Origin of the sequence: Glaciibacter sp. 2TAF33, assembly GCF_052114945.1 — a bacterium.
Taxonomy (GTDB): Bacteria; Actinomycetota; Actinomycetes; order Actinomycetales; family Microbacteriaceae; genus Cryobacterium.
Genome location: NZ_JBFRFS010000011.1, coordinates 20,561 through 46,074, shown reverse-complemented (window position 1 = coordinate 46,074; position 25,514 = coordinate 20,561). Strand labels below are relative to the sequence as shown.

Annotated in this window: 21 protein-coding genes, 1 tRNA gene and 1 other RNA gene; 7 read left to right on the top strand and 16 right to left on the bottom strand. The window is 67.9% G+C overall.

Translation table 11 applies throughout. From position 1 onward, the window contains the following. Positions 1–36: 36 nt before the first annotated feature. The 5 genes from AB4Y94_RS12835 to AB4Y94_RS12815 form a co-directional block, all read right to left on the bottom strand. Entirely contained in the window at positions 37–1,428 is a 1,392-nt protein-coding gene (locus tag AB4Y94_RS12835; RefSeq protein WP_441728222.1) for a UDP-glucose dehydrogenase family protein, read from the bottom strand. Between the two features lie 26 nt (positions 1,429–1,454). Continuing rightward, positions 1,455–2,924, bottom strand: a complete 1,470-nt coding sequence (locus tag AB4Y94_RS12830; RefSeq protein ID WP_441728221.1) for a glycoside hydrolase family 26 protein — start codon at positions 2,922–2,924, stop codon at positions 1,455–1,457. Continuing rightward, a complete protein-coding gene (locus tag AB4Y94_RS12825) occupies positions 2,917–4,494 on the bottom strand; it encodes a glycosyltransferase family 2 protein (RefSeq protein WP_441728220.1) in 1,578 nt (525 codons plus the stop codon). Before AB4Y94_RS12825 ends, AB4Y94_RS12830 begins: the two co-directional genes overlap by 8 nt. 448 nt (positions 4,495–4,942) lie before the next feature. Next, positions 4,943–8,008 carry a bifunctional [glutamine synthetase] adenylyltransferase/[glutamine synthetase]-adenylyl-L-tyrosine phosphorylase gene (locus AB4Y94_RS12820; protein WP_441728219.1) on the bottom strand — a complete coding sequence of 1,022 codons (3,066 nt, stop codon included), beginning with the start codon at positions 8,006–8,008 and terminating at the stop codon, positions 4,943–4,945. Between the two features lie 61 nt (positions 8,009–8,069). Next, positions 8,070–9,407 carry a glutamine synthetase family protein gene (locus AB4Y94_RS12815; RefSeq protein WP_441728218.1) on the bottom strand — a complete coding sequence of 446 codons (1,338 nt, stop codon included), beginning with the start codon at positions 9,405–9,407 and terminating at the stop codon, positions 8,070–8,072. Positions 9,408–9,508: 101 nt separating this feature from the next. Here AB4Y94_RS12815 and panB point away from each other — a divergent pair, with 101 nt between their 5' ends. Then, positions 9,509–10,381 (top strand): 3-methyl-2-oxobutanoate hydroxymethyltransferase, encoded by an 873-nt coding sequence (panB, locus tag AB4Y94_RS12810; protein ID WP_441728217.1) that lies wholly within the window; start codon positions 9,509–9,511, stop codon positions 10,379–10,381. Between the two features lie 39 nt (positions 10,382–10,420). On the opposite strand, the gene AB4Y94_RS12805 is transcribed toward panB, so the two are convergent. Beyond that, positions 10,421–10,609 carry an SPOR domain-containing protein gene (locus AB4Y94_RS12805; protein WP_441728216.1) on the bottom strand — a complete coding sequence of 63 codons (189 nt, stop codon included), beginning with the start codon at positions 10,607–10,609 and terminating at the stop codon, positions 10,421–10,423. 12 nt (positions 10,610–10,621) lie between these two features. On the opposite strand from AB4Y94_RS12805, the gene map reads away from it, so the two are divergent. The 3 genes from map to AB4Y94_RS12790 are packed head-to-tail and all read left to right on the top strand — an operon-like array spanning position 10,622 to position 13,831. Further along, complete coding sequence (map, locus tag AB4Y94_RS12800; RefSeq protein WP_441728215.1) at positions 10,622–11,488, top strand: type I methionyl aminopeptidase; 867 nt, start codon at positions 10,622–10,624, stop codon at positions 11,486–11,488. 44 nt (positions 11,489–11,532) lie between these two features. Beyond that, entirely contained in the window at positions 11,533–12,291 is a 759-nt protein-coding gene (gene ppgK, locus AB4Y94_RS12795; protein WP_441728214.1) for a polyphosphate--glucose phosphotransferase, read from the top strand. A gap of 1 nt (position 12,292) precedes the next feature. Beyond that, on the top strand, positions 12,293–13,831 hold the full coding sequence (locus AB4Y94_RS12790; protein WP_441728213.1) for a serine hydrolase domain-containing protein: 1,539 nt from the start codon (positions 12,293–12,295) through the stop codon (positions 13,829–13,831). Between the two features lie 57 nt (positions 13,832–13,888). Here AB4Y94_RS12790 and AB4Y94_RS12785 read toward each other — a convergent pair whose 3' ends face one another. Both AB4Y94_RS12785 and AB4Y94_RS12780 read right to left on the bottom strand, forming a co-directional pair. Beyond that, complete coding sequence (locus AB4Y94_RS12785) at positions 13,889–14,440, bottom strand: hypothetical protein (protein ID WP_441728212.1); 552 nt, start codon at positions 14,438–14,440, stop codon at positions 13,889–13,891. Then, positions 14,427–15,446, bottom strand: coding sequence for a PHP domain-containing protein (locus tag AB4Y94_RS12780; protein WP_441728211.1), 1,020 nt, complete (start codon positions 15,444–15,446; stop codon positions 14,427–14,429). Before AB4Y94_RS12780 ends, AB4Y94_RS12785 begins: the two co-directional genes overlap by 14 nt. Before the next feature lie 122 nt (positions 15,447–15,568). Between AB4Y94_RS12780 and AB4Y94_RS12775 the strand changes: the two genes are divergently transcribed. Next, entirely contained in the window at positions 15,569–15,703 is a 135-nt protein-coding gene (locus AB4Y94_RS12775) for a hypothetical protein (RefSeq protein WP_441728210.1), read from the top strand. Positions 15,704–15,741: 38 nt separating this feature from the next. On the opposite strand, the gene rnpB is transcribed toward AB4Y94_RS12775, so the two are convergent. The 8 genes from rnpB to AB4Y94_RS12735 all read right to left on the bottom strand — a co-directional run bounded on the left by rnpB (position 15,742) and on the right by AB4Y94_RS12735 (position 21,097). After that, positions 15,742–16,132, bottom strand: an RNA gene (gene rnpB / locus AB4Y94_RS12770) — RNase P RNA component class A. 22 nt (positions 16,133–16,154) lie between these two features. Continuing rightward, positions 16,155–16,892: a zinc ribbon domain-containing protein gene (locus AB4Y94_RS12765; RefSeq protein ID WP_441728209.1), complete on the bottom strand. Its 738-nt coding sequence runs from the start codon at positions 16,890–16,892 to the stop codon at positions 16,155–16,157. A gap of 55 nt (positions 16,893–16,947) precedes the next feature. Next, entirely contained in the window at positions 16,948–17,766 is an 819-nt protein-coding gene (locus AB4Y94_RS12760; protein ID WP_441728208.1) for a Nif3-like dinuclear metal center hexameric protein, read from the bottom strand. Positions 17,767–17,775: 9 nt separating this feature from the next. Then, a complete protein-coding gene (locus AB4Y94_RS12755) occupies positions 17,776–18,663 on the bottom strand; it encodes a DMT family transporter (protein WP_441728207.1) in 888 nt (295 codons plus the stop codon). Positions 18,664–18,718: 55 nt separating this feature from the next. Then, positions 18,719–19,660 (bottom strand): acyltransferase family protein, encoded by a 942-nt coding sequence (locus AB4Y94_RS12750; RefSeq protein WP_441728206.1) that lies wholly within the window; start codon positions 19,658–19,660, stop codon positions 18,719–18,721. Between the two features lie 46 nt (positions 19,661–19,706). Beyond that, complete coding sequence (locus AB4Y94_RS12745) at positions 19,707–20,414, bottom strand: trimeric intracellular cation channel family protein (RefSeq protein WP_441728205.1); 708 nt, start codon at positions 20,412–20,414, stop codon at positions 19,707–19,709. A gap of 64 nt (positions 20,415–20,478) precedes the next feature. Continuing rightward, positions 20,479–20,554 (bottom strand) — tRNA-Val (locus AB4Y94_RS12740). Positions 20,555–20,629: 75 nt separating this feature from the next. Next, on the bottom strand, positions 20,630–21,097 hold the full coding sequence (locus AB4Y94_RS12735; protein ID WP_441728204.1) for a peroxiredoxin: 468 nt from the start codon (positions 21,095–21,097) through the stop codon (positions 20,630–20,632). Between the two features lie 278 nt (positions 21,098–21,375). On the opposite strand from AB4Y94_RS12735, the gene aceE reads away from it, so the two are divergent. Together aceE and AB4Y94_RS12725 are read left to right on the top strand one after the other, a co-directional pair. After that, positions 21,376–24,102, top strand: coding sequence for a pyruvate dehydrogenase (acetyl-transferring), homodimeric type (gene aceE, locus AB4Y94_RS12730; RefSeq protein WP_441728203.1), 2,727 nt, complete (start codon positions 21,376–21,378; stop codon positions 24,100–24,102). 102 nt (positions 24,103–24,204) lie between these two features. Then, positions 24,205–25,332: a PucR family transcriptional regulator gene (locus AB4Y94_RS12725; protein ID WP_441728202.1), complete on the top strand. Its 1,128-nt coding sequence runs from the start codon at positions 24,205–24,207 to the stop codon at positions 25,330–25,332. Positions 25,333–25,514: the final 182 nt, after the last annotated feature.

Below are 25,514 nucleotides of genomic sequence, written 5' to 3'. Positions count from 1 at the left end.
CCGGTGCGGTCCTCTTTCGCGTCGTGCGGTGCAGCGTCAGCCGAGGGCGAGCGTGCTCTCCCGCACGGCAGCACCGGACACGGCACGCCGTCCGATCGAGCGGACGTTCCATCCGGCCAGCGCCCAGCGGTCGCCGTCGAGGCAGTTGCGCCCGTCGATGACGGTGCGCGTACGAACCAGTCGGCCCAGCACCTCTGGGTCGATATGCACGAACTCCGGCCACTCGGTGAGCACGAGAACCGCGTGTGCACCGGTCACCGCGTCTTCTGCGGTGTCGGCGTAGCCCAGGGTGGGGAAGATCCGAGCGGCGCTCTCACGAGCCTCCGGGTCGTAGACGACCACCTGGGCGCCTCTGAGTTGGAGGGCCGCGGCGACGTTGAGCGCCGGCGAGTCCCGCACGTCGTCGGTGTCCGGCTTGAACGCCGAGCCGAGCACGCCGATCCGACGGTTGAGTACCGACCCGTCACAGGCCTCGAGGGTGAGGTCGATCACGCGCTGGCGCTGGCGCATGTTGATCTCGTCCACCTCCTGCAGGAGGTCGGAGGCGGAGTGGGCGCCCAGTTCGTTCGCACGGTGCATGAGCGCGCGAATGTCCTTGGGCAGGCATCCGCCGCCGAACCCGAGACCCGCGTTCAGGAACTGGCGGCCGATGCGGGTGTCGTAGCCGAGGGCGTCAGCCAGCAGCGCGACATCCGCTCCGACCGCTGTGCACACCTCGGAGATGGCGTTGATGAAAGAGATCTTGGTGGCGAGGAACGCGTTCGCGCTCACCTTGACCAGCTCGGCGGTCGGCAGGTCGACGACCAGAACCGGGGTACCCTCCGCAATCGGCTGCGCGTAGACGACCCGCAGCAGCGCTTCCGCCGCTGCCGAGGTGCCGCCGAGGACCAGGCGGTCGGGTGAGAGCGTGTCCTGGACCGCTTTGCCTTCGCGGAGGAACTCGGGGTTCCAGACCAGCTCGGCGCCGAGGCCCTCCGGCACGCTCGCGGCGACGATCTCGCGCAGCCGAGCCGCGGTACCGACCGGGACCGTCGACTTGCCCACGATGAGTCCGTCGTGGGTGAGGTTCAGGGCCACCTGGCGGGTCGCGTCCTCGACATAGCTGAGGTTCGCGGCGAAGCTGGTGGACTGCTGCGGTGTCCCCACGCAGATGAAGTGCACGTCGGCGAACGCCGTCGCATCCGCGATGTCGGTGGTGAACCGGAGCCGGCCGCTCTCCACGTGCCGGAGCAGCATCTCGGGAAGGCCGGGCTCGTAGAACGGCACGATCCCCTGGCTGAGTGCTTCGACCTTCTTCTGGTCGGTGTCGACGCCGACGACATCGAAGCCCATCTCCGCCATCGCCGCGGCGTGGGTTGCGCCGAGGTAGCCGGTGCCGATGACACTGATGCGCGGCAGCGCCTGCGGCGAATCGATTGCTGGGGTCATGTGTTCCTCCGTGGTTGGAATGTGGGTCATGGCGCGGGCACCAGGGTGAAGTTCGCCTCGGGCCTGGTCAGGCCGGTGATGAACGCAGACAGGGTGTCTGCCCGCGAGTTGATTCGCCAGTCATTGGTGGCGCGCTCCCCCTCGACGTAACTGGTGACGGCAAGGTTGAACCAGGCGAAGCCGATGATGTCGGAGTTCTCCGGCTTGGCCATCGCGTCGAAGAAGCTGCTGATCCACGCGGCCTTGTGCCCCTCGGTCTCGGATGCGCCGATCTCGGCGAGCATGATCGGCTTGCTCGTCAACGCGCGCAGCTGGTCCAGGCTCTGCCCGAAGGTGTAGTCGAAGGTGAAGTTGTTGTCCGGCTTGTATGGCGGACGCAGGTAGCCGGAGAGTCCGACCCAGTCCACATACTCGTCACCGGGGTACAACGAGGCCAGGTATTCCGGGGTCTTGTGGGTGGCGGGCAGGTTGTTCACGATGTTCGGCGCCCAGATCCATGCCACCAGCGAGTTCGCGCCCTCGGCCTCGAAGATGTCGTGGACGTGCTTCCAGACCTTGACGTAGTCGCCCCGGTTGTTTCCGTTGATCGACGCACCCTTGCCGTCGGTCTCTGACCACGGGTACCAGATGCTGTTCATCTCATGGTTGAAGCGGATGCCGAGCGGCAAGCCGGTCGCGACGATGTCCTTGGCGTACTGGTGCAGGTAGTCGTCGAACGCTCCGGGCGTTCCGGCGGCGGGGTCGCCGAGGATCTTCGGCAGCGTGTAGTCCGGCTCGTCGATCACGTCGTTGCCCGCCTTGATCGGCCGGGACTCCCAGGTCATCACCGGCATGGTGCCCTTCGCCCAGGACCGGGTGACGGCGTTCGCGCGGAAGTTCTCGTCCCAGCCGCTGAAGTACCCGGTGAGGTTCGGCGCCACGCCGACCTGGGCGGCCGTGGCGTCCAGGGTGGCCCAGTTGAACGGTGCTTGCTCGGTGTACATGCCGTAGTAGCGGGACGCGGGGTTCAGCAACTGCTCCAGCGGCGGCGCCGTGATCGACGCGGCCGTCGAGGACGTCCCCGACTGGCGGGCGCTGGTGCCGGCTTTTCCGCCGGCGTTCTTGACCGCGGCCTCCGCGGCGCTCACCGCCGCCTTCGCGCTGGCCACTTGCTGTTCAGCGATGATCGCGCGCTGCTGCAGCTCCGCGAGCTGCTTCGCGGTGGACGCCTGCTGCGTCACCAGGAGTTGCTTCTGCTTGGACAGTTCGCTGGAGCGGGCGATCAGTTTCGACGTCGCCGCGGTGAGCTGCGCTTTGAGGCTCGCGTTGGACGCGTAGAGCGGGTTCAGGGCCTCACTCGCCTTCACGGCCGAGCCGACCGCCTGGCCCACCGGGTTGGCGGGGGACGACCAGACGATGTAGGACAGCGTCGCCAGGACCAGTCCGAGTGCGACGACAGCCGCACCGGTCTTACGGGAGTGGGACTTGTTTCTCAGCCACCAGGTGGGTTCAGACAATGAGGAATCCTTCCAGGACGAAGATGGCGATGCCGATCAGGTATGGGTATGCGGCCTTGGGGTTCAGCCGGCGACGCGCGGGACGTGCGCGCTTGGACATCACGGCCGCGGTGTCGGGACGGTCGGCCGTAAACTCGGGGCGGGTCTCGTCCCGGTCGAGGACCGCCGTCGCAGTCGCGCTCGTCGGTGCGGCCGCGAGCACGGCGCTGGCCGTGGCATGGTGCAGGGCGCTGTCGGCGCCGCCGGACGCGGCGAGCGGCGACGGCCGGCCGGCGGCACTCGCGGCCACCAGGGCGTCGGCGGTGGTGTCGACTTCGGCGTCGCCGCCGGCGTAGGCACCGGCCCGTGTCCCCCAGCCGCTGGCGTGCCCCATCCGGAAGAACCCGATCAGGCGGATCGGCATCAGGAAGAAGGTCGACACCAGGATGAAGACCGGGAGCCGAAGGAAGTCGCTGGGCTTCTCGGCGAGGTGGCGGATCTGGCGGATCGCCATGCTGATGACGGAGGAGGCGACCATGAGCGCGACGACGGCGAAAATGCCGGTGTTGATGCCGTAGGTGTCCAGGAACCCCTGGTAGAAGTTGTAGCCCTGGCCGGTGAGCGCGCGGTACGCCCAGCCTCCGATGACGCCCGCCAGCAGGAACGGCAGCACGATGTCCATCACGAAGAAGAATGCGAGCAGGGGGGCGTGGCTGAGCATCCACGGCAGCATCCGGAGGGTGTTGTACTGGCTCCCGCGGGCCCAGCGCAGCTGCTGCTTCCACAGCTTCTTCACCTGTAGCGGGGCATCCGTGTACACCAGGCTGGTGTGCTGGTACACGGTGCGATAACCCTCCTTGAGGGTGAGGTTGGTCAGCGTCCGGTCGTCGGACACCTCGAGGAACACGCCCATGAACTTCTCGGTCATGAACTTGTCCATCACCCGCATCAGGATGGAACGGCGGAAGGCGATGGTGCGGCCGGGCAGACAGCCGATCTGACCGATGACGCTCTGCGCGGGCATCGAGTAGAGAGCGCGGGAGTTCTCGAGCCAGTCGGCCCAGCGGGTGATCCAGCTGCGCTCGGGTTCCAGGATCCGCTGGCGGGTGGTGGCGCCGCCGACGCGCTCGTCGGCGAACGGCTTCACCAGCTCGGAGAGCGTGTTGTCCGTCCACACCGTGTCGGAGTCCACGAGCACGGTGATGTCGCCGTTTGACATGCGGGTGCCGATCATCACAGCGTTGCGCTTGCCGGGGATCGGGGTGTGCACCCAGCGCACCAGCGGCGCGAATTCCTCGCAGACGCCCACCAGGTCGGGGTTGGGTGCCCCGTTGATCACGACGATGATTTCGCCGGGCTGCTGCTCCACCATACGACCCAGCACATCGCGGAACAGGTCGAGCGGTTCGTCGACGACCGGGACGACGACGCTGGTGGTGCCCGAGTACGTGCCGGTGAATGGCTTGTACCGCGACGACAGGATGACCTTGATCAGCCACAGCACCCAGATCAACGCCGAGTACAGCGAGAACATGTAGAGCTCGGGGTGGCCGTCGATCATGTGCCGGATCTGCAGGATGAAAATGAACACGGCGGTACTCCAGCTCTGGGTGAAACGTTGGGTGTGGAATCCGCAGCGCTGGGGATCCGAGACAAATCGGGTCGCTCGATTATGGGCACCTCTGCGCGGATTAAGCAAACGCATCGTCTACCCCCAGAGGGGTCCAATCGTGTCCCCCATCATGCGGACACGCGGCGTCGCCGGAGCGCGCATCGGGGTCGCCTTGCGCACCCCTGCGACCACGGATGCCGCGGCGCCGGCCACGCGGGGAGATGTCGGCGAAACCCCCGGTCACGTTATACTTCCGGCGCGCCGGTGCGATCACCCGGGACACCGACACCGCCGCGCAGCCACCCCCGAATGAGGGATGCTCAGTACCCCGTACGGGGGTGGCTTCGTCCCGGTTTTCGACAGTGAAAGTTTTTCGGATTTAACCGGTCCGTAACCTTCCGTTCAGCGCTGAGGGCGCCCGCGCGGGTCAGCCGACGGAGGACCCCGGCCGGTCGGGGGTGCCGTAGAACCGGCGCTCGAACACCGCCCGCGCCCGCCGGGTGAGGGCGAGGTAGTCCTGGTCCAGCGTGTTCGCCGACCCCGGCGGGTATTCCATCACCCGGGCGACGCCTTCGAGCTGGGCGCGATCGGTGGGCAGCACATCTGACGTCCTGTTGGTCCACAGTGTGATCGCGGACCGGGCGCGGGAGGCGAACACCCATGCGGCACGCAGGGTGTCGGCATCCGCTTCATCGACGAGGCCGGCCGCTGCGGCCTCGTAGAGCGCGGCGAGGGTTGACGTGGTCCGGAGGGCAGGGATCCGCGCAGCGTGCTGCAGCTGCAGGAGTTGCACGAACCATTCCACGTCGCTGAGCGAGCCGCGGCCCAGTTTGAGGTGCCGGTTCGGGTCAGCGCCCTGCGGGAGCCGCTCGTTCTCAACCCTGGCCTTGATCCGCTTCACCTCGCGCACGTCCTGCTCGCTGATCGACGGCGGATACCGCACCGCGTCGGCGACGGCTTCGAAGTCCTCGAGCAGGGACTGGTCCCCGGCGACCCCCCTGGCGCGCAGCAGGGCCTGCGCTTCCCAGGTCAGCGACCAGCGCCGGTAGTACGCCTCGTACGAGTCGAGTGAGCGCACGACGACGCCGTTCTTGCCCTCCGGACGCAGGCCGATGTCGAGGTCGAGGGGCAGGGTGTTGTCCTCGGTGAGCCGGGCCAGTTCCCGCACGATGAACTTGGCCCGGGTGTGCGCTTCCTCGCCCTCGAGGTCAGCCGGCCGGAACACGTACATGACATCGGCGTCGGACCCGAACCCGAGTTCCGCTCCTCCGAAGCGTCCCATCCCGATGACCGCGAACTCAATGCCGTCAGGGGCTGGCGTGCCATCCGGGATTTCCAGCGAGGAGCCCCGTATCGCGGCGATCACCGCCCTGATGTGGGTGCCGGTGACATCGCTGAGGCCGGTGGCCAACTCGTGGATGGTGATCTCGCCGAGCATGGAGGCGAACGCCAGGCGCAATACCTCACGCCGACGCATGGTGCGCAGGACACCGGCGGCGGCATCGGCGGTTCCGTGTCGGCCCAGGACCGCGCGGGCCTCATCCTGGAGCGAGGCACGCGGTCGCGGTCGCAGGTCGTCTTCGTCTTCGAGCCAGGCGACCGCTTCGGGGATCTTCTCCAGCAGCTCGCCGACGAACCGGGAACCGGAGAGCACCCGGGTGAGCCGCTCTGCGGCCCCGGAGGAGTCCCTCAGCATGCGCAGGAACCAGTACGTGGTGCCGAGGGCGTCGCTCAGGCGGCGGAAGGCGAGGAGGCCGTAGTCCGGGTCCGTCCCCTCGGAGAACCATTGCAGCATCACCGGCAGGAGGTGGCGCTGGATCGAGGCACGGCGGGAGACGCCTCCGGTGAGCGCCCCGATGTGCGCGAGGGCACCCTTGGTGTTCTGGAATCCGATCGCGGCCAGTCGCGCTTCGGCCTGGGCGCTGGTGAGGCCGAGGCCGCCGGCCGGCAGCGCGGCGACAGCGGAGAGCAGGGGGCGGTAGAACAACCGCTCGTGCAGTCCGCGCACCCGGCGCTTGATCTCTTCCCAGCGCTTGGTGAGGCCGGCTGCGCCAGGGGCGAGCCCGGTGGACCTGGCCAGCACGCGCAGTTCGTTCTCATCGCGCGGCACCAGGTGGGTGCGCCGCAGCTTCGCCAGCTGCAGGCGGTGTTCCATCAGCCGCAGGATGCGGTAGTCGGTGGCGAACTCCGCCGCCTCCACGCGGCCGATGTAGCCGGTGTCGGCCAGGGCCTCCAGCGCAGGGAGGGTGCCGGCCTGGCGCACAGCCGCGTCCGTCTGCCCGTGCACCAGCTGCAGCAGCTGCACGGTGAATTCGATGTCGCGGAGGCCCCCAGGACCCAGCTTGAGCTGGATGTCGACCTCGTCGTCGGGGATGTTCGCGGTGACGCGCTCACGCATCCGCTGCACCGATTCGACGAAGTTCTCGCGACTGGCGCTGCTCCATACCTTCGGTGCGATGCCGTTGACGTAGCGCCGACCGAGTTCCAGGTCGCCGGCCAGCGGGCGTGCCTTCAACAGCGCCTGGAACTCCCAGCTCTTCGCCCAGCGCTCGTAATAGGCCAGGTGGGACTCGAGGGTGCGCACCAGGGCGCCGTCCTTGCCTTCCGGGCGGAGGTTGGCGTCGACCTCCCACAGCTCCGGTTCGATCGCCGGTTCGTTGAGACCGCGTTTGAGCAGGATCGCCAACCGGGTGGCGATGTCGACCGCGCGGGCGGTGTCCATAGTGGGTTCCGCCTCGCCGTGCCCGCCGCCCTGGCTCGCCTCGGCGACGAAGATCACGTCGACGTCGCTCAGGTAGTTGAGTTCACTGGCGCCGGCCTTGCCCATCCCGATGATGGCCAGGCGGGTCGACCGCACCTGCTCGATGGGGAAGACGCCATGGGCGGCGACCGTGCCGGACGTCATGGTCCTGGCCACGGCGAGGGACGCGTCCAGGGCCGCCGCAGCGAGGTCGGCCAGGCTCCCGGCGACGGCGTCCACCCCGGAGACCGGGTCGAGCTGCTCCAGGTCGAAGGCGGCTATCTCGGCGAGCCTCCGGCGGTAGCGCACCCGGAGCGCCACCCACGCCGGGTCGGCGACGAGGGTCGAGAAGCCGTCGACCGCACCGACGGAGTCAAGCAGGTCGGCCCGGACGTCAGCGGCGGTCGGCAGCGCATCCCGGGTCTGCTCCAGCACTCCCAGTTCGCCGGGGTGCCGGAGGAAGAACTCGGTGAGCCCGGTGGAGGCGCCGGCAACCCGGAGGAACCGCAGCGCCGACTCGTCCCGCGCCAGCAATGCACCGATCTCGGCCGGTGCGGAGCGCAGCATCTCCACGAGCGCCGCCAACGCGGCATCCGGATCCGCGGTCCTGGCCAGCAGCGGGAGCAACTCCCCCGGCGCCGGGCCGCCGAGCTCCGTCACCTCGGCGAGGCGCTCACGAACCACGCCCAAGGCGGCGAACCCGATTCGTGCGAGCTCGGTGAGCGTCAGTGCTTCGGTGGATTCTCGTGCCATCTGTCCTGGCCATGGTGGGGGCGGCCGGCCGATTCGGCCGGCCGTGTGCGGGTGTGAGCGGTTAGAGCATCTCCAGGTTCTTGTTCAGTTCGAACGGGGTGACCTGGGAGCGGTAGTCCTTCCACTCCTGGCGCTTATTGAGCAGGACGAAGTTGAACACCTGTTCGCCGAGTGTCTCCGCCACCAACTCCGACCGTTCCATGTATTCGATGGCGTGGTCGAGGCTGGCCGGCAACGAGTTGTAGCCGAGGGCGCGGCGCTCGGTGTCGCTGAGGCTCCACACGTTGTCCTCGGCCTCCGGCGGCAGCTCGTAGCCCTCTTCGATGCCCTTCAGGCCGGCGGCGAGCATCAGCGAGTACGCGAGGTACGGGTTCGCGGCCGAGTCGATGGCACGGTATTCGACGCGCGAACTCTGGCCCTTGTTCGGCTTGTACAGCGGCACCCTGACCAGTGCGGAGCGGTTGTTGTGACCCCAGCAGACGAAGCTCGGCGCCTCGTCACCGCCCCAGAGTCGTKTGTAGGAGTTGACGAACTGGTTGGTGACCGCGGTGATCTCCGGCGCATGCTTGAGCAGCCCCGCGATGAACTGCCGACCGGTCTTCGACAGCTGGTACTGCGCGCCGGCTTCGTAGAACGCGTTGGTGTCGCCCTCGAACAGCGACATGTGGGTGTGCATGCCGGAGCCGGGGTGTTCGGACATCGGCTTCGGCATGAACGTCGCATAGACGCCCTGCTCGATGGCGACTTCCTTGATCACGGTGCGGAAGGTCATGATGTTGTCGGCCGTGGTGAGCGCGTCCGCATAGCGCAGGTCGATCTCGTTCTGGCCGGGTCCGCCCTCGTGGTGGCTGAACTCCACGGAGATCCCGAGGTCCTCGAGCATCCGCACGGATCGACGACGGAAGTCATGGGCGGTACCGCCGGGGACGTTGTCGAAGTACCCGGCGGAGTCGACCGGAATCGGACCCTTCTTGCCGAGTTTGGACGACTTGAGCAGGTAGAACTCGATCTCCGGATGCGTGTAGAACGTGAATCCGCGGTCGGCAGCCTTCTCCAGGGTGCGCTTGAGCACGTTGCGGGGATCAGCGACGGCCGGCTGCCCGTCTGGTGTGGTGATGTCGCAGAACATGCGAGCGGTCGGGTCGACCTCACCGCGCCACGGCAGGATCTGGAAGGTGGTGGGGTCCGGGTGCGCGAGGACATCCGCTTCAAATGAGCGGGTCAGCCCTTCGATGGCGGAGCCGTCGAAACCCAGCCCTTCGGCGAACGCACCCTCGACCTCTGCCGGGGCGATGGCGACGGATTTCAGCGTGCCGACGACGTCCGTGAACCATAGCCGAATGAACTTGATCCCCCGCTCCTCGATCGTACGAAGAACGAAGTCGCGCTGCTTATCCATTCAAGCCCTTTCCTGATCCCTCCTAGGCTACTGGCTACGGCCACCCCTGGCGTGAACACCACCGTCCGTGGCGGGAATGACGCTCTGGCTACACTGGGGGCATGCCAGAACAGAGCAGCCAGATCCCATCCGAAGCGGGCACAGAGGCGCACCCGTACCGGCCGGCGCCGGACGGCCCGAAGCGCGTGCGGACCAGGCACTTCCAGACCGCGAAGGAACAGGGCATCGCGATCACCGGGCTGACCAGTTACGACATGCTCACGGCGCAGATCTTCGACCAGGCCGGGATCGACTTCCTCCTGGTCGGCGACTCGGCCGGCAACAACGTGTTCGGCTACGAGACGACGCTCCCCGTCACCGTCGACGAGTTGATCCCGCTCACGCGCGCTGTCGCCGGCGCGGTCAAGCGGGCACTGGTCATCGCGGACATGCCGTTCGGGTCGTACGAGGGCGGAACCGAGGAGGCGCTCCACACCGCGGTGCGCTTCATGAAGGAGTCACGGGCGCACGCCGTCAAACTCGAGGGCGGTGAACGCAGCTTCAAGCAGATCCGGCGCATCGTGACCAGCGGCATCCCGGTGATGGCGCACATCGGCTTCACCCCGCAAAGCGAGCACGGCCTCGGCGGCCACATCATCCAGGGCCGGGGCGAGGCGGCCGAGCGGTTGATCAAGGACGCCCTCGCCGTGCAGGAGGCCGGTGCGTTCGCTGTGGTGCTCGAGATGGTTCCGGCGACGGTGGCCGCAGAGGTTACGGCCGCGCTCGACATCCCGACCATCGGCGTGGGCGCCGGGCCTGACGTGAGCGGCCAGCTGCTGGTGTGGACCGACTTCGCTGGAATGACCGAAGGCCGGGTGCCCAAGTTCGTGCGCCAGTACGCGAATGTGCGCAAAGTGCTGACGGATGCTGTGCGCCAGTTCAAGGACGACGTCGACGCCGGCGTCTACCCGGCACCGGAGCACAGTTACGAGTAACCGGACCGCGCCGGCCCGGCATCGCGCCGCTGGGTGGTCCTAGCGGTTCTCTGCCGCGTCTTCTTCAGCCCACTTGGCGCTGTTCTCCCGCAGCTTTTCCAGGGCGTGGGTCGCCTCCTCGTAGGTGGCGAACGGTCCGACCCGGTCGACAGAGGGTGACTGGAAACCCTGCTCAACGCCGCCGGTGTGCATGTTGTACCAGAACTGGTGCTCTTTATCCTCGGCCATAAGCTTGATCCTATGCCTAAGGATCCCGCCGGTCACCTCGTCCCTGGAACGGTCACGCCGCTCCGTTCCGTCCCGTCGGGCATCCCGCGCCCGGAGTACGTCGGCAAGAAGGGCCCGACCCGTTTCTCGGGCTCGGATGTGTACCCGGCGGAGAAAATCCGGCTGATCCGCGAGGCGGGCCGGATCGCCGCCCAGGCGATCGAGGCCGTCGGGCAGGCTGTCCGCCCGGGGGTGACCACGGAGGAACTCGACTCGGTCGGTCATCGCTTCCTGGTCGAACACGACGCCTACCCCTCCACGCTGGGCTACCGGGGCTACCCGAAGTCGTTGTGCAGTTCGGTGAACGAAGTGATCTGCCACGGCATCCCCGACGACACGGTGCTCGAGGACGGCGACATCGTCAACATCGACATCACCGCGTTCAAGAACGGCGTGCACGGCGACAGCAATGTCACCTTCATCGTGGGCGAGGCGAGCGAGGAGGTCACCCTGCTGGTCGATCGCACGCGGGAGTCACTGGCCCGCGGGATCAAGGCGGTCGCCCCCGGCAGGCAGGTCAACGTGATCGGACGGGCCATCGAGTCCTATGCGAAGCGGTTCGGCTATGGCGTGGTGCGCGACTTCACCGGGCACGGTGTGGGCGAAGCGTTCCATTCCGGGCTCATCATCCCCCACTACGACTCGGCCCCCGCGTACGACACCGTGATGGAGGTCGGCATGGTGTTCACCATCGAACCGATGCTCACGCTCGGCAGTCACGAATGGGATATGTGGGCGGATGACTGGACCGTGACCACAAAGGACAAGAGCATCACCGCCCAGTTCGAGCACACCTTGGTCGTCACGGAGCGCGGGGCCGACGTGCTCACGCTGCCGTAGTCCGCTGAGGGGCGACGCCCCCGGCCACGCGGTAAGTTGAAGGCATGAGCGAGACCACGGCAATCGGCATCGACATCGGCGGAACCGGAATCAAGGGGGCCGTGGTCGATCTGGCCACCGGAGAGCTCCTCTCCGACCGGGTCAAGCTCGCCACGCCGAAGGGCGGCCGGCCCAAAGACATCGTCGAGACGACCCGAAAACTGCTGGAGACGGTGTCGGCCGGCGCCACAGACCTGCCCATCGGCGTGTGTTTCCCGGCGGTGGTCAAGAACGGGCACACCATGTCCGCAGCGAACGTCTCGGAAGACTGGATCGGCCTGGCCGCCGAGGATCTGTTCGAGAAGGGACTGTCCCGTCGCATCCATTTCGTCAACGACGCGGATGCCGCCGGGTACGCCGAATCGCAGTTCGGCGCCGCCAAGGGTGAACCCGGAGTCGTGCTCCTCACCACCCTGGGCACCGGAATCGGCTCCGCCCTGCTCAACGACGGCGTCCTGGTGCCCAACACCGAACTCGGACACCTCGAGATCGACGGGCACGACTACGAAACGAAGGCGGCGTACTCGGCGAAGGAACGGGAAGACCTCTCCTGGGAGAAGTGGGCGCGGCGCCTGCAGAAGTACTACACCACGCTCGAGGCACTCTTCTCCCCCGACCTCTTCGTCGTCGGCGGCGGTGTGTCGAAGAACCACGCCGACTTCCTCCCGCTCCTCGACCTCCGTACCCGGATCGTTCCGGCGGTCCACCGCAACAACGCCGGCATCCTCGGCGCCGCCGCCCTCGCGGTGAAGTTCCCCGGCTGACATGGCGCCGTCACCGTTCGACCCGGCGGTCGTCGACGCGGTGGGTCGCGTCTTCGGGGCGCACCACGGCCGCGGGGCCGCGCCATCCGCCGCCTGGGGCATCTTCGACCGTGACGGACTGGCGCATTTCGGTTCGACCGGCGCGCTGCCCTCCGGCGCGAGCCCGCACCGCGACACCGCTTACCGCATCGCCTCCTGCACCAAGAGTTTCACGGCCGCCGCGGTGCTCTCCCTGCGCGACGCGGGGCGGCTCAGCCTCGACGACCCGCTCACCCGGTTCATGCCGGGCTTCGGGTCGGTGCGGTTGCCGACAGCGGATGCCCCGGTCCCGACCGTCAGGATGCTCCTGACCATGTCGGCCGGGTTCCCGACGGACGACCCATGGGCGGATCGGCAGGAGAGCATCACCGCCGGACAACTCGACGAGTTGGTCGAGTCCGGACTGGGCTTCGAGTCGGTCCCCGGCACCCGGTTCGCCTATTCCAACCTCGGCTATGCCCTTCTCGGCCGCATCATCGACGTGGCCGCGGGCGCCCCGTACCGCGACGTCATCCGTGACCTCTTCCTGGAACCGCTCGGTCTCACCGGCACAGGGTTCGACTCCTCCGTTGCCGACGGGGCCGAGTTGGCCGTCGGCCAGCGCTGGATCGATGGGTCGTGGCAGCCGTTGCCCCTGTCTGGTCCCGGCGCGTTCTCGCCGATCGGCGGACTGTTCAGCACCGTCACCGATCTCAGCCGGTGGGCGGGCTGGCTGGCCGAGGCGTTCGCGCCCGGTGACGACAGGAACGACGAAAGCGACAGGGCCGCGCCGGACCCCCTCTCCTCTGCGTCCCGTCGTGAGATGCAGCAGCTCCAGCGCTACGCGGCAGGGGCGACGCATCCGCTCGGCTACGGCCTCGGGCTGTTCGTCGAGCCGACGTCCTCCGACGAGAGCGTGATCTCTCACTCTGGCGGGTACCCCGGCTATTCGGCGCATATGCGCTGGTCGGCGTCGGCGGGCTACGGCATCATCGCGTTCGAGAATGCGACCTACTCCCGGGTGTCCGTGCCGGCAGCGGAAGCCTTCCAGCTGCTGGCCGGCGCCCGCCCGCCGGCGGCGGCGACCCTGTGGGCGGCCACCAGGGAGGCGCAGCAGCGGGTGACAGGGCTTATCCACCGGGCAGCGGCGGAGGCGCACCGCGCCGGCGGGGACCGGCTCACCGCCCCGGACGCCGAAGCGGATGCCGACCGAGCGTCACTCGACCTGTTCGCGATGAACGTGGCCCTGGACGATTCCTGGGAACGACGCCGAGCCGCGATCGAACGTGCCGCGGCGGAAATCGGCGGCCTGCTCCCGGTACCGGCGGTCCCGCCGTTGCCCTCCCCGGCCGGCGCGGTCCTGGCAGCGGACGAAGAATCGACCGGCCCCGCACACCTGGTGTGGTTTGTACCGGGACGGGCGGGCCGGCTGCGGGTCGAGATCCAGCTCACGCCGCACGCTCCCCCGCAGGTGCAGTCCCTCATCGTGTCCGCCGACCGGGTGACGGCCGACCGGCCGTGACGCCGCTGTGACGTCGCCGTGACGCCGACTGACGCCGACTGACGCCGCCCCGCGCCTTCAGGTGCCCTCCGGCGGCCGCACCAGCAGGTTCACCCGCTCCGTCAGATACGGTTCGAATTCCACCGTCGCGTCGCTTCCCGCGCTCCAGCGCACCAGGGCCCGGCCGCCGTCCAGGTGCAGCGGTCCGGCCGCGCCCAGGCTGCCCGCCTCCAGGCGTATCACTGTCGCGTCGAAGTTGACGGTCTCGTCCCTGGCGAACGGTCCGCGGAACGCCGCCGCCCGATGCTCGCGGCGGACCTCGGCCGAAACCGACTGGAAACCACGGTACTTCGGGTCGGAAGCCCGGGTGATCGAACCGGTCTGATACAGGGTTCCGTCTGGCCCGAGCAGGAACACGCCGAGCCGCCAGACCCGACCGAGCGGATGCATCGCAGGCCGCTTCTCGACGAAGAGGATCCGGCGCGACGGCACGAATCGCGCCAGCGCTTCATCGCGGGCGCCGGCCGCCCTGAGCTGCTGCACGGCCCTGGCCATCACGGCGTGGATTCCCTCGATGAGCGCGTCGAAATCTGGGCCGTCCGACCCGGCGCCGGGCTCAGCGTCCGGCATTCGACCATTCCAAGAGGCGCTCCAACGGCCATGTGGTGACGATCCTGTCGGCGGGGACGCCGCAGCTGTCCGCCCGCTCCGCACCGTAGGAGAGGAAATCGAGCTGGCCTGGGGCGTGCGCGTCGCTGTCGATGCTGAACAGGCATCCGGCGGCCAGCGCCAACTCGATCAGCTCGTCTGGCGGGTCCTGCCGTTCCGGCCGGGAGTTGATCTCCACGGCGACGTCCTGCTCTGCGCACGCCGCGAACACTCGCTCGGCGTCGAACTCCGACTGCGGCCGGGTTCCGCGCGAGCCCTGGACCAAACGGCCGGTGCAGTGCCCGAGCACGTTGGTGTACGGGTTGCCGATACCACCAAGCATCCGTCTGGTCATGACGTCGCGGTCGGAGCGAAGCTTCGAATGCACGCTGGCCACGACGATGTCCAATTGGGCGAGCATATGCGGGGTCTGGTCGAGTTCACCGGTCTCGAGGATATCCACCTCGATGCCGCGAAGCAGGGTGAAGCCGTCCCACCGGCCGCCCAGCCCGGCCACCACCTCCAGCTGTTCAGTGAGCCGTTCGGCGCTGAGGCCGCTGGCGATGGTCAGGTTCGGCGAGTGGTCGGTCAGTGCAAGGTACTCACGGCCCAGCCAGTGGGCGGCGTCGGCCATCGCCGCAATCGACGAGCCGCCGTCCGACCAGTCGCTGTGGCTGTGCAGGTCGCCGCGCAGGGCGGTGCGCAACCGCTCCCCGCCGCTGGCGAGCGGCTGGGCACCCCGTTCCCGAAGCCCCTCGAGGTAGGCCGGCACCGTCCCCGCGACGGCCTCGCTGATCACCTCGAAGGTCCGATTGCCGATGCCCTTCATGCTTTTCAGCCGGCCGTCAGCGGCCCTGGCCTGCACCTCGGACTGTTCCAGGTCGCCGATCACTTCCGCCGCTCGCCTGAAAGCCTGCACCTTGAAAACGGGGGCGAGGTCGCGTTCCAGCCAGAAGGCGATCTCGTTGAGTGCGTCGACAGCGTTCATGAACCCATCCTGCCGCCAGAACGCGTCGGGCGACGGTTTCATTCAGGCCAGGAAGAGCGTAATTTCTGAGGTGGGTTCTGGTGTCAGTGGGCCAGAACGGTTCTGGAGGTAGGGAGCACGACATGCCTGACAAGTCACCGCACCGGCAGCACAATAAGAAGGCCGGCAAGTCCATCAAGGAGAAGCGCGCGGAGAAGCGGACGAAACACCAGACGGTGAACGACGCCGACCCGGTCGCGCACATGAAGCGCACATGAGGAGAGGCTGATTGCGGCACGCAGACCGGAGTGGAAAGGGAATGGGCCGGCTGTTACGCCGGGTTCTGTCCAGGCGCGCCGGCCGAAACCTGCGCACCGTCGACGGCCATCTATCTCGGGACTACGTTGCCGCAGCCCTCTAGCGGTCTACCCGGAAACTCGGCGAGCAGCCTTGGCGTTTCCTGTCTGACCTTGCTCCGGACGAGGTTTACCGAGCCGACCAGGTCACCCTGGCCTCTGGTGGTCTCTTACACCACCGTTTCACCCTTACCCCCGACGTGAGCCGGGGGCGGTCTACTTTCTGTGGCACTGTCTCGCGGGTTGCCCCGGGTGGGTGTTACCCACCGTCCTGCTCTGTGGAGCCCGGACGTTCCTCGGCATCCGTCGGCCACGGGGACCAACGGATGACGCGACCGTCTTGCCGACCCATTCCGAGGGTTCAGCCTACAGGCTAGATTCCCGACTCTTCCGTGCGAACCAGGATGGCGCCGCAATCCGGGCAGAACACCACGTCATCGGCGGGAGCCTCCCGCACGACGGCCAGGTCGCTCCCGGTCAGCGTCATGGTGCAGCCGCTGCAGGTGCGGGCCCGCAGCAGCGCCGCCGCGTTACCGTGACCGGCCACGCGCCTCTTCTCGTACAGGGCGATGAGCTCGGGCGTGACGGATGACCCGATCGCCTCCCGGTCGCGGCGCAGGTCGCCGAGCAGCCGGTCCAGTTCGACCAGCTGTGCGTCGCGGGCGACCTCGCCTTCGCCGACCTGTACGAGCAGCGCGTCCCGCGTGGCCTGCGCTTCTGCCACCGCGGCTTCACGTTCTTCGAGACGCTCCATCACGGCGAGTTCGATCTCCTCGAGATCGCCCAGGCGTTTGCGCAGCGCAACCAGCTCGGTCTCCAACGCCTGCACGTCTTTCACCGACGACGTGTGCTGCAGCCGATCCGTGTCGCGGGCGATGCGCTTTTCGACGACGTCGACATCCGATTCGATGCGGCGAAGTTCGGTGCGCACATCGTCGCGTTCACCGCTCTGCGCGGCGATGGCCTGCCTGGCGGCGTGCACCTGGGCATTCAAGGCGGCGATCTCCGCGTGCTGGGCCAGGGACTTCGCCTGGTGGTCCAGCTGCTGCACCTTGGTGTCGATGGCCTGGAGCCGGAGAAGCTCCTTCTGCTCTACGGGGGATGCCTTCACGTTTTCCTGACCTTCACGAGTATTGAGTTTGAACGAAGTGGAGCCGCCGCAGCGGTCACTGCATGACGACGAAGTCCCACGGGTCGGTGCGGATGTCGCTCACACTGACGCGGATGCCGGGCAACGCCCGGCGCAGCTCCACGGCTGCCGTTTCGAGCCACAACCATTCACTCGCCCAGTGTGACACGTCCATCAGGGCTGGTCCCCCGCCCAGCCGCGCCTGCTCGCGCGCCTCGGAGACCGGATGATGCCGGAGGTCTGCGGTGATGTACACGTCGGAGGCAACCACGGCCGGGTCGCGGAGCAGCGAATCGCCCGCTCCGCCGCACAGTGCGACGGTCTCGACCATGCCGGCGTAGTCGCCGGCCACGCGCACCCCGGAGGCGGTCGGCGGCAGGAGGTCGGCGACGCTGCGAGCGAGATGACCGAGTGGAACGGGCTCCTCGAGCCGGCCGACACGCCCGATCCCGGTGCCGGGAGCGACCCCCGCGGTGATCGGTCGCACGTCCACCAGCCCGAGGAGTGCGGCCAGGATGTCGGAGACACCGTCGGCGACCACGTCGGCGTTGGTGTGGGCCGCCAGCAACGCACAGTCGGCGCGGATCAGCCGGGCCAGCAACGCGCCCTTGTAGCCGTCTTCGGCGACGCTGGTCACGCCGCGCAGCAGCAACGGATGGTGCACCAGCAGCAGGTCTGCGTTTCCCTCGACGGCCTCCTCGACGGTGTCGAACACGGCGTCCACCGCCAGGAGGATCGAATCGACCGGGCTTGCCGGGTCACCGCTGATCAGGCCGGGGGCATCCCACGCCTCAGCCCCGGAGAGCGGCCAGAGTTCGTGGACGACTGCGGTGACGTCAGCGAGTGAGTAGGACACCGCTCCAGCCTATCGGCCCCGCCGACCGGCGCGAGGGGAAACCCGGCGAGGGGAAACCAGCAGTGCGACGCCGAGCAGCACCAGCGCGAGGCCGGCCCAGCCGATGGGGTCGAGCCGCTCGCCGACGACAATGATGGCCAGCACCGTGGCCACCAGCGGCTCCAGCAGGGTCGCTGTGGTGGCGGCGCTGGTGCGCACGCGGCGGAGCCCGGCCCCGAACAACAGGTAGGCGACGAACATCGGGCCGATCGCGAGGTACAGCGTGATGGCAGCACTGCCGGCGGACTGCAGCAGCGGTGCGCCGCTCCAGAGCAGCACCGGCAGCAGGAACACGGCACCGAGCCCGAACAAGCCCCCCATCGCCGACCCTGAGCTGTGGCCGGCGGCCAAGACGCGCCGCGACGCGTCCGTGTACAACGCGTAGCTGAAACCGGCCACGAGGCCGAGCAGCTCACCGGTCGGGGCAGCGGATGCCGCATCCGCTGCCCCGGGACGTCCGGCGACCAGCAGGGCCATTCCCACGAGGGCCACCAGGGTGCACAGGGCCCAGCGCCGGCTGACCGCGCGACGCTCGGCCAGGTACTCGATGACCGCCGCGAACACCGGCGCAGACCCCAGCGACACGACCGTGCCGATCGCCACGCCGGCGAGGTGCATCGAGCTGTAGAACGCGAGCGGGTAGACGACGACACCGGCCACACTCGCCGTCAGCCACCACCGCACGGAGGGGTCGTTGATCACCCGGGTGGCGCCGCGGGCGGACACGGCGAACAACAGCGCGCCGCCGATCGCCATCGTGGCGGCGCCGGTAGCCAGCGGGCTGACGTTCGCGGGAAGGAAGTGCGCAGCGGTTCCCGTGGTCCCCCAGAGCAGGGAGGCGATCAGTATCGGTATCATCCTGCACCACCGTAGCCGGGCGGGAGGCCGCTGCCGGGCGGCCTCCCCGGTGCACTCAGCCGGCCGAGCGGATGCGTTCCGGCGTCACGCCGGTGAGCACCCAGGCGCTCGGCACCCGGAGCAGGAGCAGCCCGACGCCCCACGCGAGGAGCACCGTGAGCACGAAGTTCACCGGTTTCGGCACTCCCCAGGCGTCGAGCGTGACGATGATCGCGGTGTGCAGGAACAGGACGACGAGGGACGCTTGGGCCGCCCGCGTCACGAACGTTCCCGTCCACTCCCGGCGATCGAGGAGCCCCTGGGCGAGGAGGATCAGCCCTGCGGAGATGAGACTCGCGACCATCGGGCTGAACCCCACCGTGCCGAGGTCGAGCTGCTTCAAGTCGACCGGCTCGGTCAGGCCGAGCCCCGCGGCCGTGAACCCGACGCCCAGGAACCCCACCGCGACCGCCACCGGGTGGGTGATGCGATGCCGGAACCGCCGCAGGGTGACCCCGACCACGATGAAGACCACGCCGGGCAAGGCGAGCCCCAGGCTCAGCGGCAGGTATTGCGCGGGTTGTCCCTCGACGTAGACGGCGGCGACCAGGAGAATTCCAGCGCCCAGCCACTGCAACGCGAGGGGAAGGCGGGAGAGCCACACATAGACCAGTGCTGCGGCGAAGAGAGCCGTGACGAACCAGATCGGCCAGAACGGGGCGCCGGCGGCCTCCTGGCCGCCCCACAGCGACTTCAGAATCCGTTCAGGGCGAACGTCGTCGGACATCACCTCGGCGACGACCGCGCCAGAGCAGAGCAGCACGAGCCAGGCCAGGTACGGAACCAGGAGGCTCCTGGTTCGACGATGCACCTCGGTGCGGAACGACCGCTGCTTCCACAGGTAGCCGGTCAGCACGAAGAACACCGGCACGTGCCAGCTGTACAGCAGCTCCCGCAACGGGTGTGCCGTCACCCAGACGTGGCCGGCGATGATGGCGAGCATGGCCACGATCCGCACCAGGTCGAGTGCGATTGAGCGGTGGACGCCCGGCGGGCTTCCGCTTTCAGGGCGTGTCGTGATCCGCTCCCCGTGCGTGTTTGAACCTGCGCCCCAGCCCACTCCACCAGCGAGTCATCCGCGGTGACTGGTCGCCGGTGGGGAGCCGCCATCCGAAGCGGCGGGCGAGCAGGGACACCGCCGCCCCGGTGAGGATCGCGACCAGCGATCCGATCAGCGGGAAACCCATCAGGCTCAGGATGACCGTCGCCACGCTCGCGACGAAGGCACTCGTCGCGTACAGCGTGTTGCCGCCGAAGACGGTCGGGATCTTCATCAACATCACGTCCCGCACCATTCCTCCGCCGATGGCCGTGATCATTCCGAGGACAATCGCGGGCAGCCACCCGAGACCGGCCGCCAGTGCCTTCTGGGCGCCGACGGCGGCCCAACACCCCAACGAGAACGAGTCGAGCAGGATCAGGACGCCGTGGGACATGCGCCGCCGGAACGGAATGAAGAATGCGATGACAGCCCCCGCGATCGCGACGATCAGGTAGAGGGGCTCCTCCAACGCCACCGGCGTTCCGCGCTGCAGCAACGTGTCGCGGATCATGCCGCCGCCCAGCCCGGAGAGGATGGCGAGAATGATGAAGCCCACGATGTCGAGGCGGGCGGCGCGGGCGGCGAGACCCCCGAGGATGGCGTTGGTCAGCACCCCCGCCAGGTCGATGATGCTGAAGGCGGTGCTCAGGGTGACCTCGGTCTGATCCATCCGTCTCCTCCGTGCCGGGCGCGACTCCGGCTAGGACGGTGCGAACGGGGCGGACAACATCCGATGGTGGGCCCTACCGGGCTCGAACCGATGACATCCACGGTGTAAACGTGGCGCTCTACCAACTGAGCTAAAGGCCCCGACGACCCGTGCTGAATCGCGGGCGGAATCGGTGTCACCCATCATAGCGAAGTCTCGACAGGCTCGGCCACCGGCTAGGCCGGCTGCAGTTCCTCCAGCGCCGCCCGGTACGCGGCAATCTGGCGGGCCTCACCGGGGGCGGTGATGAAGCTGGCCCGGATGATGCCGCTCGGGTCGATCAGGAACGTCGCGCGATTGGCGAAACCCTTGTCCTCCAGGAACACGCCGTACTCCTTGGCCACTCCGCCATGCGGCCAGAAGTCAGCGAGGAGGTTGAAACCATAGCCCTCCTGGTCACCCCAGGCCCGGAGGGTGTGCTTGGAATCGACCGAGATGCCGATCAGTTCGACCTGGCTGCCCTCGAACAACGCCAGGTTGTCGCGCAGTTCGCAGAGCTCGTTGCTGCAGATCCCGGAGAAGGCGAGTGGGAAGAACACCAGTGCCACCGATTTCTCGCCCCGGTACCGGCTCAGTTGGATCGGTTGGCCGAACTGGTTGACGAGTTCGAAATCAGGTGCCTGGGTGTCGTTTTCCAGAGCCATGGGAGCTTCCTTTCCGCACCGCGCGGCTGCGCGGCTGAACACGGTGACACAGCCTAGCCCTGTCGACTGGGTCAACCAACAATGCCCAGGTCACGCGAAGCGGATGCGACGGCATCCGCTGGTCACGCGGCGTATTTCCGGGCGTGCCCGCGGGCGACCTAGAATCAGTAGGCTGGCGTGGTGCGCTCGGTCGCAACCCGACCCGCTCCCCAACCCGGCACGACTACCCAGGCAGGATCTGCCTTGCTGCATGGCCTGAAAACAGAAAGAGGTCGAGTGTGACTGTCAACGACCAGGACCCGTACTCGATGGAATACACGGACGCCGACCCGCAGGAGACCGCCGAATGGGCGGAATCGCTCGACGCCCTCGTCGCCGAACACGGCCACCAGCGTGCCCGCGAGATCATGCTCAGCCTGCTGAAGCGCTCGAAGGAGCTGCACGTCGGCGTGCCGATGGTTCCGACCACCGACTACATCAACACCATCGCTGCGGAGAACGAACCCGAGTTCCCCGGTGACGAGGACGTCGAACGCCGCTACCGCGCCTGGATTCGATGGAACGCAGCGATCCTGGTGCACCGCGCGCAGCGCCCCGGCATCGCCGTCGGTGGGCACATCGCGACCTACGCGTCATCCGCTGCCCTCTACGAGGTCGGCTTCAACCACTTCTTCCGCGGCCAGGACCACCCGAGCGGCGGCGACCAGGTCTTCATCCAGGGCCACGCCTCCCCCGGCACCTACGCCAGGGCCTTCCTCGAGGGCCGTCTCAGCACGGACCAGCTCGACGGGTTCCGCCAGGAGAAGTCGCACGCCCCGAACGGCCTGTCGTCGTACCCGCACCCGCGGCTGATGCCGGACTTCTGGCAGTTCCCGACCGTGTCGATGGGCCTCGGTCCGATCAACGCGATCTACCAGGCCCAGCTGAACAAGTACGTCACCAACCGCGGGATCAAGGACGCCGGCGACCAGCACGTGTGGGCGTTCCTCGGCGACGGCGAGATGGACGAGGTGGAAAGCCGCGGCCAGCTCCAGGTCGCCGCCAACGAGGGCCTGGACAACCTGACCTTCGTGATCAACGCCAACCTGCAGCGCCTCGACGGACCGGTGCGCGGAAACGGCAAGATCATCCAGGAACTGGAGAGCTTCTTCCGAGGCGCCGGCTGGAACGTCATCAAGGTGGTGTGGGGCCGGGAGTGGGACGACCTGCTCGCCCGCGACACCGATGGGGCCCTGCTCAACCTGATGAACGTCACCCCCGATGGCGACTACCAGACCTACAAGGCGGAGAGCGGCGCCTACGTGCGCGAGAACTTCTTCGGCCGCGACCCGCGCGCACTCAAGCTGGTCGAGAACTACACCGACGAGCAGGTCTGGAACCTCAAGCGCGGTGGGCACGACTACCGCAAGGTGTACGCCGCATTCAAGGCGGCCACCGAGCACAAGGGCCAGCCCACCGTCATCATCGCGAAGACCGTCAAGGGCTACGGCCTGGGGCCGAGCTTCGAGGGGCGCAATGCGACCCACCAGATGAAGAAGATGACCCTCGACAACCTGAAGACGTTCCGGGACAGCATGCATGTGCCGATCACCGACGCGCAGCTTGAAGAGAACCCGTACCTGCCGCCGTACTACACCCCCGGTGACTCCGACCCGGCGATCCAGTACCTGCATGAGCGCCGCCGCGCGCTCGGCGGCTACATCCCCGAGCGCCGCAGCAAGTACACCCAGGTCAACCTGCCCGACGACGCGACCTATGCGGTCTCGAAGAAGGGCTCAGGCACCCAGGAGATCGCCACCACCATGGCATTCGTTCGGCTGCTGAAGGACCTGCTGCGCGCCAAGGACTTCGGCAACCGCGTCGTCCCGATCATCCCCGACGAAGCCCGCACCTTCGGCATCGATGCGTTCTTCCCGACCGCGAAGATCTACAACCCGAACGGTCAGCACTACACCTCGGTGGACCGGGAACTGCTGCTGTCCTACAAGGAGAGCCCGCAAGGCCAGATCCTGCACGTCGGCATCAACGAGGCCGGCGCCATGGCCGCGTTCACCAATGTGGGAACCTCATACTCCACCCAGGGCGAAGCGCTGATCCCGATCTACGTCTTCTACTCGATGTTCGGCTTCCAGCGCACCGGCGACGCCATGTGGGCTGCCGGTGACCAGATGGCCCGCGGTTTCATGATCGGCGCGACCGCCGGCCGCACCACGCTGACCGGTGAAGGCCTCCAGCACGCCGACGGCCACTCGCCGTTGCTCGCGTCGACCAACCCTGCGGTCGTCTCCTACGACCCGGCTTACGGCTATGAGATCGGGCACATCGTGCGCTCAGGGCTCGAGCGCATGTACGGCGGAGAGCACAAGCAGCCCAATGTCATGTACTACGTCACGGTGTACAACGAGCCGATGGTGCAGCCGGCCGAGCCGGACGGTGTCGATGTCGACGGGATCATCCGCGGCATCTACCTGCTCAAGAAGTCCGAGACGAGCGGGCCGAAGGCGCAGCTGCTGGCCTCCGGCGTTGCCGTCCCCTGGGCACTGGAAGCGCAGACGCTGCTCGCCAACGACTGGGGCGTGTCAGCGGATGTCTGGTCCGTCACCTCGTGGGCGGAACTCCGACGCGACGGCATAGCCGCGGACGAGCACAACTTCCTCCACCCAGACGAGGAGCCCATCACCCCGTACGTGACGCAGAAACTCGCCGGAGCCGAGGGACCGTTCGTGGCCACCACGGACTACATGCACGCCGTGCCGGACCAGATCCGCCAGTTCGTGCCCGGCGACTACGCGACGCTCGGCGCCGACGACTTCGGATTCTCAGACACCCGGCCCGCCGCCCGCCGCTACTTCAAGATCGACGGACCGTCGATGGTCGTGCGTGCCCTTGAGCAGCTCGCCCGCCGCGGCGAGGTCGACCGGGGCCTGGTCGGCCAGGCGATCGAGAAGTACCGCCTGTTCGACGTGACGGCTGGAACCACCGGCTCTGCCGGGGGCGAGAGCTAACACCAGGTGGCACCGGCGCCCCGGTCTCCGAAAGCGGAGAGAACGAAAGAGCAGACGCTCACCTGGCTTCGAACGATCTCGGGTGAGCTGTCCACGGCGACTATGAAGCGTCTCGAGGACACGCTGCCCTGGTACGGCGAAATGCCACCGGGGCGGCGGTCGGCCGTCGGCATGGTGGCGCAGGCCGGCATCACCTCGTTCATCTCCTGGTTCGACGACCCGAAGTCGACGCCGTGGATCGCCGCTGACGTCTTCGGCGCCGCACCCCGGGAGTTGCTCCGCTCGGTAAGCCTCCAGCAAACGCTGCAGCTGATCCGGGTCGTGGTGGAGGTCGTCGAAGAGCGCGTCAAGGACGGCGGCGAGGCCCTCCGCGAGGCGATCCTGCTCTACTCACGCGAAATCGCGTTCGGGGCAGCGGATGTCTACGCCCGGGCCGCCGAGGCCCGCGGGCTGTGGGACGCCCGTCTCGAAGCACTCGTGGTCGACTCCATTCTCTCCGGGGAATATGACGACGAGCTGCCGAGCCGGATCGCGGCGCTGGGTTGGCACGGCCACGGTGAGGTCTGCGTCCTGGTCGGAACCACACCGAAGATGCTCGACGTCGACCAGCTGCGCCGCTCAGCCCGGCATATGGCCGCCGACGTGCTGATCGGGGTGCAGGGAAACCGGCTGGTGCTGGTCATCGGCCGCGCGCATCCGATCAGCCCAGACGCCGAAGACACCGTCGGCGCGTCGTCGATGCTCAGCTTCATGGAGATCGCCAACCAACTGGAGCCGAGCTTCGGGCCCGGCCACCTGGTCCTCGGCCACGAGGTGCCGAACCTGGTTGACGCGTCGAAGAGCGCCAAGGCCGCGCTGGCCGGTTTCGCGGTCGCCCGCTCCTGGCGGAACGCGCCGCGTCCCGTGCAGGCCGACGACTTGCTGCCGGAACGCGCACTCGCCGGCGACCCACTCGCCCGCGCCACCCTGATCCACCGGGTGTACCGGCCCCTCCAGGCCCACTCGACCGAGTTGCTGGCAACCCTGTGGTGCTACCTCGATAACGGACGGTCACTGGAGGCCACCGCGCGGGAGTTGTTCGTGCACCCGAACACGGTGCGGTACCGGTTGAAACGGGTCTCCGAGGTCATCGGCTACGACGCCACCGGCGCGCGGGAAGCGCTCATCCTTCAATCCGCGCTGATCATCGGGTCGATCAGCGATCACGACGGCTCCACCCGGCGCCGGTGACGCCGGCGGCTTCCGGGGTTTGGCAGCCGTGTTGGCTGACGCGGGATCGGCTGCCGGGCCACGCGCATCGAACGCCGCTCCGCGGGCTGAGTTCGCCACGCGCAGCGGCGTCCGACCCGCACACCGCAATACGCCACCCACTACCGTTTCCCGATGACTTTCGGGGTCCGATCATGACGGGC